Raw genomic sequence first — 12170 nt, forward strand, 5'->3', positions numbered from 1 at the left:
AAGTTATCTCTTCTAAAGTAAACATGCTGACTTTATCGCTTCCAATTTTTTGAAAACATTAGCAGCCACCTCAGGGTAATTTTCTACACAAACGACATCAATGCTAACAAGATTCTTGTTACACGACCTTGACCCTAGCATTTTAATTTCATCATCACTTTTTGACGAATGATCTACGACTGCAAAACCAACATACTTTATTTCCATACCAGAGTATGGCATAAGAACAGCTTTCAATCTATCTTTATCTTCTGACGCTTCTATTCTATCCTTTGCAGCTCCTAAGTCAAAATTCAAATCCCTATCAGTGTAATTATTTAAAGACCTAAACATATCAGGATAGCACGACTTATGGTGGTTTGCTGGAATACTATCTAAAACAACTTTAGGACTGGATTTGACTTCACCAAAAATTATATCAATTGGGTCCTGACTTGGATCATACAGGACAAGGTCCATTTTGTAAGCATTAGCATTTTCACTCGTGAGAAGAGACAGTTTGTTATAAATTATTTTTAATCCGACAATCTCTTCTGCGAATATTGCAGAAACAATTTCACCAAAATGTGACTCTTGGAATGATTCAGATGTCGGTAATTTTTGTAATGTGTCGACAAGTGTAGTAACGAAAAATGGATTCATTGCCTGAACTATTTTTTCAAAATCCCTATAAAACAATGGCGTTCTGTCTGCAATGTATTTTTCAACTTGATGCTGCTTATGTACCCTTTTCACATCTGAGATAAAAACATCTCTTACCGTGCTAGTTGTGCTTTTAAGAGCAACGCGCGACAGGCTTATAAAATGATTAAAACCAAACATCTGCCCTCCATATTGGAGTCCGAAATCTAAACTGATTTAAAAATAAAATACACAACTTTTCCCATTAGATCCCACCTGTCACCGATGCCCCTATATAATATTTCTGAAACAAAAAAAAGACCCACGCCTACCAATTTTCTTGGACGACGTGGGCCTTTCAGCATAACTATCCGAAATATTGCTACTTCTTCTCCAACACAATCTTGCCCTCTTCCAGGCACGACACCTTGAACTCGTCGCCCACGGTGAAACCGTAGTTCACCATAAGGGTCGGGGACAGGCGAAGACCCATAGTCCCAAACTTGACGTTTCCAGATACCGCCCGGTCCCCCATCCCTTCGATGGAGTAAAACTTCTCATCCATCTGCATCAACTTCAAAAGATGGGCTTTCAACGTAGTTTTGTTGATTCCAAAAGCATCGATAATTTGCTGGGCAGTCTTCCCCTCGGTGATCATGGTGCGAAGTTTCACAGCTTCGAATTTCGATTCTTTTCCAGGCATGGGGATAGCTCCTTCGTTTTGATGTCGTAGTTTCGGATCAGAGCTTATAGCAAAAGCAAAGGATGTCAACACCACTATCCTCAAAGACACGAATGATCGTTTTTAGCAAAGGTCCATACCTAACCTGAGAAGACGGGATTTTCGTTCTAGTAAAAACGAAGGAAAACACGCTTTCGCAAAAGAAATATCAACGCCACTTTCTCTGGCAAATGCGCTAAGGATCAAAAAGTGCAGGAACCTGCACCGCATAACATCCTGGGATATCGCTAGTTTATCTTAGAACACATCCCAGCCCCGTCTCCCCTGCCCCGGACCAGCCCATCCCCTCGGACACCCCTCCCCTGCTCTCTACCGGCCCCGTCCTGGGGTTTTTCCAGCTGGGCCTTCCCCTTTGCCCCGGCTCCCCCGAAACCTCAGGAAATCCCAGCCTCGGCCCAATGTCCGATTTCCATAGGGCTATTCCCAAATTCCCTCAAGCTCCCGTGACCGCCTCCCCTGCTCCAGGGTATCCTTCCCCAAAACTGCCTCTGTAGTGCAGCCCCAGAAGGATACCATATGGAACCACAAGACCTCGAAAGACTGGATCTGAAATCAGCAATCATCAGCGCATTCCGACCAATTGAGCAGCTCTTCAAGATCATGGACACCACTGCCATCGAAGTCGATGGAGCGATACTCCGTAGCTATGCCGAAATCGGACTCGAACTTACAGGGAACTTCCGCAAGAAACTTGAAAACTTGCTGAACTCAAATCAGGATGGTGCTGAAAATGCCGACCGATAAAGCTTTTGGAAACGTCATCTACTCCTACTCCAGGGCTCAGGCGATTGCCGATGGTGTCCTCGTCGACATCACCGAGCAGGCGAAAGCCACCGGCTTCAAGCTGCCCACCGTGGTCACCGATAACCTCTACCATCAATATATAGGTCCTTCCGACTTTTCCGTGGGTAGGTGACCGGATATGGTCCGCCCCGGGAGGGTGACCATGAAGGACACGGACCTGTATTCTCGGATTCTGGGGCTGAGTGACCCGTGGTTTGTTGCCGACGTCGAGTTGGACACGGCGGGAGGCCGGGTGGACGTCCATGTTGATCATGTTGCCGGTGTCCGCTGGCGCTGTCCGACCTGTGGTCGCGAACTGGCTTGTCGGGATCATGCCGAGCCTCGGGTATGGCGTCACCTCGACACCTGCCAGTTCAAGACCTTCCTTCATGCCCGGATTCCGCGCGTCGAGTGCCCCGAGCACGGCGTGCTTCAGGTGAGAGTGCCTTGGGCCGAGGCTAAAGGGCGTTTTACCTTGCTCATGGAGCGCTTGATCATCGATGTGTTGCGCGAGTGCGCCACCGTGTCCGGCACCTGCCGGCTCATGCGGATCAGCTGGGATGAGGCCTGGAACGTCATGGATCGAGCCGTCCGGCGAGGGCAAACCAGGAAGAAGACCACCGCCGCACGCTATCTTGGTATCGATGAGAAGGCCTTCCGCAAAGGTCACGACTACATGACCGTGGTCTGCGACCTGCTTGGCGGAACAGTGGAGTTTGTGGCCCAGGATCGCAAGACCGAGAGCCTCGAGGACTATTACCGGCAGTTCACGGCGCAGCAACTCGAGCGCATCCGGGCCGTGGCCATGGACATGTGGGAACCGTACTTCAAGGCCACGATCAAGCACGTGCCCGATGCGGCGCACAAGATCGTCCATGACCGCTTTCACATCATGCAGCACGTGGGCCAGGCCGTGGACAAGGTCCGCCGGCAGGAACATCGCGAACTGCTCCGCCAGGAAGACGAACGCCTCAAGGGCACCAAGTACATCTGGCTTTACCGGGAAGAGAATCTGCCGGACAAGCACCGACCGACCTTGGAAGCCCTGAAGGCCACGAACCTGAAGGTGGCCAAGGCCTGGGCGATGAAAGAAAGCCTGGCCGGATTGTGGAACTACCTCAGCGTCGGCTGGGCAAAGCGGTTCATGAAACGCTGGCTGACCTGGGTGAGGAAGTCAGACTTGCCCCCGATGCGCAAGGTCGGGGAGATGCTCTCTCGGCATCTGGACAACATCCTGACCTTTTGCCGGCATCGGATCACCAACGGCGCGGCCGAGGGACTCAACAGCAAGATCATGGCCATCAAGCGCAGGGCGTGCGGGTACCGCAATCGGGAGCACTTCAAGACCGCTATCTACTTCTTCTGCGGCGGCCTGGACCTCTATCCTAGACAGGCCTGAACCCGGGTACCCACGGAAAATCCGGAAGGACCCTTATTTTTAACAGGTGGCGAAGGACAGCCCCATGGGCCAGGGGCAGCCGAAAAGCTGGTCTGTAGCTGGGATGGATTCTAGCAAATCGGCGGCTGGCGACAACTAAAATCAAAAACGCAGGAACCTGCGCTGGCGGAAGCAGTGGAGATGACGAATGATTTTACCTAAATTGCCCAGACCCAGGAACCTTGTCTGCGTCCCGGAAGGGACTGAGATGATCAAAAAAGTGTTTCCCTTCGTATTTGCTGGAACAGACCCTGTCATGCAGACGAGAGGCCCTCCTACCCAGAAACGCGTTGCAACTCATCGCATTGTCGCTATTCTTCTCGATGACATTGAAATGATACTGGATAATTATAAAGCCGATTCAGTGGACGCTTGACATCACCAGGATGATACTCGATATAGGAAAAATTGTTCAGAATGAGAATTTTCGTTCGCTCTGGCTCAAGGATATCAATGAATAGCCAGCAGATCGCCCCGCTTGCCCCCTGTGACGGATGACCGAATACAGGCACAATCTATTCATTCTTGAAAGGTGGTGGAAATGACCATTAGCTGGGCAGAGAATTCCAAGAAATGGACTTAGGCTTGGAAGTTGCATAGATAAAGCATACAAAACAAACGCTTAAAACATACCAGAGGAAACTCATGGCACAAGCTCTTTACTATCCATGGATTGATATTATCGACGAAGCCTGGCTTAAGACTGCTTTTCTCTATTGGGACTCTGTACGTACTATCGTTCCAGAATCCATCAAAGTCCCATACTCTACTAATGCAGGTCAGGCCTTACAGGACATTGAGTTCTTAGTTCCTCTACGAGTTCATCCCAATATGGAAGAAATCGAAGATCTTACAGAAGATGTCATGTCCTACTTGGGCACGGTGGAGGGTGCGCTTATTCTCACCGGGCCTTGTAGCCCAGGTCATCACATCCATTTAGATAAATTACCATACGAACTTAGTAGACTTGCTGACATTCATCCACAAAAATTGCCCTTCGCAATACAAAACCTTCTAGAGGATTTCATGTCTCCCTCTATGCGAGGGCATGACTATCTCCGCGTCAGTGATAAGTTTGCCAACTACTACATGACGCTACTCGCAAGCCGGCTAGCAGAACGGATTGGTGCACAATTACTGACGCCTCTTCCGGCTGCGGCCAGACTAGCAGTGACTGCACGTTTTGATGCCCAACTAAATAGAGTGGTACCCCGAGCCATGAACCTGCACCAGAGAGAATGGCGTGAGTACGAAGCATATGGCCCTCGCCAGCTAATGCCTAAAGACCTTGCGTCAGGTATGCTGGCCAATTTAGCAATCGAAAGATTAGGTGTTTCTGCAAATACTCCTATTGAGCGGTTGATTAAGTTCAGGGAGAGCCACAACGACGAGCTTGCATTATTCCGAAAAAAGATTGAACAACTTGCTGCCTCTGTTGAGGAAAACCTTCCTATAGAGGCTCTTCGTCAACGCATCACCAATTTATATACTGAAGAAGTTGTACCTGCCATTTCGACTTTAAAGGCTGCACTTGAAGGGAGAAGAATTAAATGGTTAAGTGATGGTCTATTAAAGGTAGCATTTTTATCGGCAGGATCGACAACAATGCTAGCCATGACCGGACTGGATGTACCAACAGCACTTTTAGCTGGTGCTGGCATTTCGCTCATTGCAACAGGGGCAACATATAATGTCGACAAGCAAGAATCACTAAGATCAAATCCATTCACCTATCTTCTTTCAATGGGAAAAATATCGTGCAACAACAACTACTGAGACATTTTTCCAGAAACATACCACAAGCAGTAGTATATAATGCTACGGTGCAAATCTTCCAGAGGTAACACCAAACCTTTTCTCTCGACAAGACAACACTTTTAAAAGGATAATTAAAATGACTCCTCAAGTATTGTATAAATTTATGGGTTCAGATCGCGCAAATTTTTTTTCTTCAGAAAAAAAACAAGCCCTTAATCTAGCCTCTATCAGATCATTAAATGACCCATTTGAGTTCTCAAATTCTTGTAGCGCTTTTAGATTAATGAATGCCAAACAAGCGAATCGACAAGATTCAGATGAAGCCTCCCCCCGTAAAGAAGACGTTCGAAAGAAGATAGATACATGCCTAAACAAGCTTGGCCTGCCACCTATAAAAGGAGAATTAGTTAACCCCCAAATTCAATATCATTATTTAGACGGAAGAGGTGGCGTCAATAGCCCGCAAAAACTCATTGATGATATCCTGAAGAAACGAGATGTTGGCGTATTAAGCATGAGTGCAGATAGAAACGATGACGACCCAATCATAGAAAACCCGTTAATGTGGGCACATTATTGCAAATCGTTTAGCGGCTTTGCCATAGCGCTTGACCCTAGGGACGATTTCTTCTCAGCAAAAAAAGAACCTGATCTTTGCGTATTAAAAAAAGTAGATTATCAGCCCAGCATGCCCTTATTGGAAGACTTACCACAGCTCACTGAAAATGAGATAATTCTGAAAGCTGGAACAGTAAAAAGCCATCATTGGGCCTATGAAAACGAATGGAGACTTATCACAACTGGAAATGATGGATTACACATAACAGACAAAGCTCGCTTAAAAAAACTCCCCATCACTGCTATAAAAGGAATATATCTTGGGATAAAAAGCAATGAATATGCCGACAATGCAATCAAATTCTGCAAAGATTACGAGATTCCTATTTATTCTATGCAGATCAGAAAAGATAATTGGGGGATAAATTTTCTAAACATCTAAACTTATACAATGATCCTCCAGAAGTAAATAGTTTCAACAAATAAACTACCGCTTCTGGCTGTGTGACCTGAAGAGGTTCGCCTTTCTGGGAATTTAGTCATTGGCACTCAATCCAACAAGTGGTTCACAATGACAGTATGCCGCAACTAGATTGTCCATCTGGAACGAAAAAAGACCTTGTCGATGGCAGCCTTCTGCGATCCAGGTCTATAGGAGGCTTTAAAAGCGCGGTTTCCCACGTTTTTAACCCAGGACAGTCCCTGTCCATACCGACGACATGACCACCTACCCAGAAATGCGGTGTAACACATTGCATTCTCAAGGTTTTTTTATTAGACTGAAATGCTTCGAGATCTTTTTCAAGAGGAAGATGGCGGTGAAGTCGAGGAGCTGTGATGGGTTCAGAAGCGTCGTCGGGACTGCCTCATGGGTCAAATTGAAGAAGTACCTCCTAAGGAAAGTGGCACTAAAAAACAGTTCAATCAAAGTAGAATATCACCTACTGGGGAATAATTTATACGGCTTAGAATAAGTAGTCAAAAAATCATCAACAGAAAGATTGTGGGTATTAATCATTTCTTGGATTTTGCTTTCAGACAAATCGAGAAGGTCGTATTGTTTTAATTCAGTAAAAAAACCCCTTACATTGGTCCTAAATAGTTTTAGCAAATGATCATTCATTATCCTTACTTCATGCATAAAAGCAGCAGACCTACTAATTCTCACAGGTGGGATTATCATGATATTTACAGACTGGGCAGAAGGGTAGTTTTTAGCAAACCAAGCGCACGATTTATTCATCTGGTCCGTTTCGTCTTTGTTTATATCTGCTCTGTCTAACGAAACTTCACTTTTACATTCAACAACCAAAAACATACCCTCCTTAAGACCCCACAAGTTATCAGGACCTTCTTTCCACTCTTTATCTGGCCTTTGCCCTGCAAATCCAAGCGCGAAAGAAAGATCATTAAATGCTCCTTCAAATTTATCAGCTTTCACCCCAAACCTGATCTTATCCAAGATATCATCAATACAGATGGACATTTCATCATAATTCGCAAACGCTCTAAGCCATTTAACAATATTTTCAACTCTTTTTTGACTCACAACGCATATCTTCTCTACACACATTCCAGTCCTAGGCTTTAGTAAGTATCTATTTTTTGAATGAGCAGCGCCCTGACATTTGTTCGATTCAATTTTACTATCTTTATACAAATACCGTGCGATAATTTGCAGATACCAACCGATGTCAACATTATTTTTAATATGCGCATCTATTAAAGATTGAATTTCAGCAGCAGCATCAAGAACACGACCATTTAAATATTTGGTCTCTGCACTCAACTCTTTTTTTAAAATATCAACAGTAATTGAGTCAACGCTCAAAAGTACAATTTGATCCATACTTTTAGCATAAAATGTTTTCCAACCTGTGTCACGACGAAGAGATTGGTTGATCAATTCAACAAGCGCATCAACAGGGGCTTTACCTCCAACAATTTCCTCTTGAGCCATTTGAGCAATCTGGATTCCTATTTCTATTTGCTTGTTAGTCTGCGGAGATATGTGTTTCCTCGTAGATTTTAGACGAATAAATTTAACCAACCCAGGATCGATAAGAACAACAACGCAATAATCTTTTTCCCCCCTAACACTCCTTCCCATTCCCTGCTCAATCGATCTAGCAATCCGCTTATTTGTAATATCGCTATCAGACCTACAATCTTCTTCATATTTTTCATCTAAATTTTCAGAAAATGGCTTTGAATCAATAATCAAAATTCGACATGAATTGTCTGGCAAGTCAATGCCATCGTATCTATTAGCTACTACTAATGTATTTACAAAATTACCATTTCGCAATTTTTTAACTTCGTTATCTATTGTGCCAGTTTCAGCAACAATAGAATGATAACCACTCCAATCTTTTGTCCTACTAAAAGCAGGAGTTAGCGCCACTATGCCAAACTTCCGATTACTGTCTGGCTTTGCGAACATTTCAACCATTCGTTCCCTATTCAATGACTCGTGAATAAGGTTCGGAACCAAAACCATCTTTTCTCCAGACCACTTTTCAAAGTCATATGTCAAAGGATTTAAAACCGTCCCTGAATCAACATTAAGTCCTTTAATTAGAAATGAATCGTCAGCAATAGTTGCAGACATAAAAACCCGATGCAAAGCCCCAAAATAAGAAGGAAACATATGCAGCGGAGCAAGATAGGGAGCAATCTCCAATGAATCACCAGCAATTATACACTGACAATTTTCGAAATTATTTTTCAAGATTGGCCATGCGAATTTAATAGATTTGGAATCTTTTCGTCTAGATATTATTCCAACAACTTCAGATATTTTATCGGACCATGCCCAGTAAGGGACGCTCAAAAATGATTCGCCCAAACCAGATTCAATCTCAGCAAAAGTTCCAATTCCTTGATCTCGAAGTTCTTCAGAAAATAAATTTTTTAACTCAGCATATGCCTGGTCATCTTTACCAATTTTTAGAGTACAGGCCTTACGAACAGCTTCAATACATGCATGCGCGTCATCTATAACTATACTTGAAACTGCAACTCCAGAAGGCCCAACTCCAAACTTAGACAACCCATTAAATAACTTTTGAATAGTTGAAATCAATATAGCGTCACCTTCCAAGAAATCATGAGGCAAATCGTCGGGAGCAGTGACATATCTAATACCAAACTGCTTAGCTTGTTCGCATGTTTGTCCAACAAGAAAATTATTTGGACAGAGGTAGACAGCTGGTCCTTTTTTTTCGTTAAGCTTCGATTGCAAAATCAAAAGACCAATTAAAGTTTTTCCTTGTCCTGTGTGCAATTTGATTATCGTATCTTTATCATTTCTTCTTTGTGAATGCCACTTTTCTAAAACAAACGACTGGGCCGGTCGTAACGGTCCCTTATCACTGGCTCTATCCAAGCTATTATACAAACTTATTGGCTCAACAAAGCACTCAACATCTTTCTCGCCGAGTTTTTTACTAAAGTCGACCATGTAATACTCACTACTTGTGATGAGTGGCTAAAAAAACCAAGTCACCAAGATTAGGAGGGACCTGCGCCTCTCGAAAAGCAAAACCTATACAATTTAGGAGAAATGGAAAAGAGAAAAAACAGCAACCAAGTTGGCAGGACCGCCACAGATGCGCCAAACAGGCCGAAAGTAGACCTAATAAAAACAAAAAATCCCGTTGGCTACTCGCCAACGAGATCACTTTTTCACAGTGTCGGCGACCGCCCCAATGAGTCCATTTGATGATCACCTAATGGAGCCACGGAGTGCTCGCCTAATGGAGCCATTTGATGATCAGGCAATGGAGCCATTCCGTGATCACCTAATGGAGCCAATTCAGCTGTAGGCGACCGGGTTTCGGACCTTCGAGACGCCGCGTACTCCTTCCCCGATTCACAAAGGGGAGGAGCGCGGGATGTCCAATCGGAGGTTCGAGATGTACGAGTATCGTCATGCCCTTGTTCGGATGCGCCTTGGCGAGTCCGACAGGCAGATCACAAAGACCGGACTGATGGGGCGCAGAAAACTGGCCCACGTCCGTCTGACCGCCGAGTCGCAGGGCTGGCTCAATCCTGCGGCGTCCTTACCCACTGACGCGGCCTTGTCATCGTTCTTTGCAGGCCGGGCAACGAATCAGCCGTCCACATCCAGCATCATCCCCTTCCAAGACGACGTCCGGGACTGGGTCAAACAGGGCATCGCCGGCTGTACTATTCACCAAGCCCTGATTCGCAAGTACGGTTTCACGGGCGCGTATTCCAGCGTCAGGCGCTTCATCGCCAAGATAAAGGAAGTCACTCCGGTGGCTACTGTGATGCTGGATTTTGCTCCAGGCGATGCGGTGCAGGTGGATTTTGGTGCCGGCCCCGAGATTACTGACGCTTTTACGGGTGAAGTTATCAAGACGCATTTCTTCGTGATGACACTGGCTTGGAGCCGACATCAGTACGCGGAGATCGTGCGTGACCAAAAGATCGAGACTTGGCTTGGCTGTCACCGCCGGGCCTTCGAGTTTTTCGGCGGCGTCCCGGCCAGGGTCATCATCGACAATCCCAAATGCGCCATCACCAAGGCCTGCTACCACGATCCCGAGGTGCAGCGATCCTATGCCGCCTTCGCCGAGGGTTGCGACTTTCTGGTTTCACCTTGCCCACCACGCGATCCACAGAAAAAAGGCCGAGTGGAATCCGGCGTCAAGTATATCAAGAACAACTTCATGCCGTTACGTGACTTCCGCAGCCTGCGGGATGCCAATGAGCAGTTGCGAGACTGGGTCATGGGAATAGCTGGCAACCGCATCCATGGGACCACCAAGGAGCAACCCTTGGCGCTGTTTGCCGAGACGGAAAAGCACATTCTACGCCCTCTGCCGGACGTGCCGTTGGAGCTGGCCGTCTGGGCCAAGGTGAAGCTGCACGGCAACTGCCACGTTGAGTTCCGCCGCTGCTACTACTCCGCTCCGCACCGTCTGGTGCGTCAAACCCTATGGCTGCGCGCCACGGAAACAACCGTCCAGATCTTCCACGACAACGAACTGGTCGCCATCCACTCTCGGCTGTCACGGCCGGGGAGCAAAGCCACTGTCCAGGAGCATCAGCCGCCTGAAGCCCAAGCCTACATCATGCACGATCCGCAATGGTGTCTGGCCCAGGCTGAGAAGGTCGGCCTGGCCTGTCGGGAATGCATCGACGCGCTGTTTGCCCACAAGGTCCTGGACAATCTCCGGGCCGCCCAAGGAACACTCCAGCTCAAGAAGAAGTATGGAGCTAAACGCCTGGAAGCCGCCTGCCGCCGCGCCATGGACCATCACGATCCCCGCTACAACACCGTCAAACGTATCCTGGAAAAAGGCCTGGATGTCCTGCCGCGTCCCGTTTTCCATGAGGAGGTGAAAGAGGTCTACAGAGGAAAGTCGAAATATTGCCGTGAATTGCGAGGAATACTACAATGAAGAGGAGGAACTCATGAACCCTATGCCAGCGCTCGAACCCGCGCTCAAGCAACTCCGTCTCTCCGGCATCCTGGATTCCATGGAGGTCCGCAACAAACAAGCCATCGAGGACGGCCTGTCACACGTGGAGTTCCTGGCCATGCTGATCCAGGACGAGGTGGCCCGCCGGGAACAGAAGAAGTTCTCACTGCGTGTCCGCCGTGCCGGTTTTCGCAGCGAAAAGACCTTGGAAAGCTTCGACTTCAGCTACAATCCGTCCGTCAATAAGGCGCTGATCCTGGACTTGGCCACCTGCCGCTTTCTGGAGGAAAAGGCCCCGGTGCTCATCGTCGGTCCCTGCGGCACTGGCAAGAGCCATACCGCCCAGGCCCTTGGCCATGCCGCCGCCAGAAACGGCTACGAGGTGCTCTTTACGCCTATCGGCAAGCTCCTGGGGATGCTCCAAGCGGCTAAGGCGACCAACACCTATGACAGAAAATTGTCCACCCTGGCCAAGACGGACCTGCTCATCATCGACGACTTCGGTTTGAAACCCTTTAAATCCTCTGAGGATGAGGATTTTCACGACCTGATCGCCGAGCGCTATGAGCGCTGCGCAACGGTCATCACCAGCAACCTGGACTTCGCCGAATGGGGGGAGGCTTTCAACAATAAACTGCTGGGGGCGGCGACCTTGGACCGGATTAGGCATGGAGCCTACAAGGTCATTCTTGAAGGAAGGAGCTATCGAAGCTCCCGAGAGGAAGCGGCGCTCAAAAACCTCATTGCCGGTGCGGAGGAAAACACCTAACTTTTCGATGCGTCCGAACCCCGGAATCGCCACCCAAGGTGGCTCCAT

The 12170-nt window shown here is 47.2% G+C and carries 9 protein-coding genes and 1 pseudogene; 7 read left to right on the top strand and 3 right to left on the bottom strand.

What is annotated here, in order from left to right; translation table 11 throughout:
• Nucleotides 1-12 precede the first annotated feature (12 nt).
• On the bottom strand, nt 13-822 hold the full coding sequence (locus DFW101_RS19005; protein ID WP_009181334.1) for a Hachiman antiphage defense system protein HamA: 810 nt from the start codon (nt 820-822) through the stop codon (nt 13-15).
• A gap of 181 nt (nt 823-1003) precedes the next feature.
• The gene (locus tag DFW101_RS09705) at nt 1004-1324 is read right to left on the bottom strand and encodes a helix-turn-helix domain-containing protein (RefSeq protein WP_009181335.1); all 321 of its coding nucleotides are present in this window, start codon (nt 1322-1324) and stop codon (nt 1004-1006) included.
• Nucleotides 1325-1879: 555 nt separating this feature from the next.
• On the opposite strand from DFW101_RS09705, the gene DFW101_RS09710 reads away from it, so the two are divergent.
• The 5 genes and pseudogenes from DFW101_RS09710 to DFW101_RS19010 all read left to right on the top strand — a co-directional run bounded on the left by DFW101_RS09710 (nt 1880) and on the right by DFW101_RS19010 (nt 6342).
• The gene (locus tag DFW101_RS09710; protein ID WP_009181336.1) at nt 1880-2107 is read left to right on the top strand and encodes a hypothetical protein; all 228 of its coding nucleotides are present in this window, start codon (nt 1880-1882) and stop codon (nt 2105-2107) included.
• A pseudogene (locus tag DFW101_RS09715) lies at nt 2094-2255 on the top strand (DUF6573 family protein); the annotation flags it as partial. The gene DFW101_RS09710 and the pseudogene DFW101_RS09715, both read left to right, overlap by 14 nt.
• A 54-nt stretch (nt 2256-2309) precedes the next feature.
• Nucleotides 2310-3545 carry an ISL3 family transposase gene (locus tag DFW101_RS09720; protein ID WP_009181338.1) on the top strand — a complete coding sequence of 412 codons (1236 nt, stop codon included), beginning with the start codon at nt 2310-2312 and terminating at the stop codon, nt 3543-3545.
• 684 nt (nt 3546-4229) lie between these two features.
• Nucleotides 4230-5360, top strand: a complete 1131-nt coding sequence (locus DFW101_RS19500; RefSeq protein WP_009181339.1) for a DUF6236 family protein — start codon at nt 4230-4232, stop codon at nt 5358-5360.
• A 118-nt stretch (nt 5361-5478) separates the two neighbouring features.
• Nucleotides 5479-6342, top strand: coding sequence for a DUF2971 domain-containing protein (locus DFW101_RS19010; protein WP_009181340.1), 864 nt, complete (start codon nt 5479-5481; stop codon nt 6340-6342).
• Nucleotides 6343-6837: 495 nt separating this feature from the next.
• Here the strand turns inward: DFW101_RS19010 and DFW101_RS09725 are convergent, their stop codons facing one another.
• The gene (locus DFW101_RS09725) at nt 6838-9363 is read right to left on the bottom strand and encodes a DEAD/DEAH box helicase family protein (RefSeq protein WP_009181341.1); all 2526 of its coding nucleotides are present in this window, start codon (nt 9361-9363) and stop codon (nt 6838-6840) included.
• 454 nt (nt 9364-9817) lie between these two features.
• Between DFW101_RS09725 and istA the strand changes: the two genes are divergently transcribed.
• Together istA and istB are read left to right on the top strand one after the other, a co-directional pair.
• Nucleotides 9818-11332 carry an IS21 family transposase gene (istA, locus tag DFW101_RS09730; RefSeq protein WP_232285950.1) on the top strand — a complete coding sequence of 505 codons (1515 nt, stop codon included), beginning with the start codon at nt 9818-9820 and terminating at the stop codon, nt 11330-11332.
• 13 nt (nt 11333-11345) lie between these two features.
• On the top strand, nt 11346-12122 hold the full coding sequence (istB, locus tag DFW101_RS09735; protein WP_009180350.1) for an IS21-like element helper ATPase IstB: 777 nt from the start codon (nt 11346-11348) through the stop codon (nt 12120-12122).
• The last annotated feature ends 48 nt before the right edge of the window (nt 12123-12170 follow it).

The organism is Solidesulfovibrio carbinoliphilus subsp. oakridgensis, from assembly GCF_000177215.2.
Classification (GTDB): Bacteria; Desulfobacterota; Desulfovibrionia; order Desulfovibrionales; family Desulfovibrionaceae; genus Solidesulfovibrio; species Solidesulfovibrio carbinoliphilus.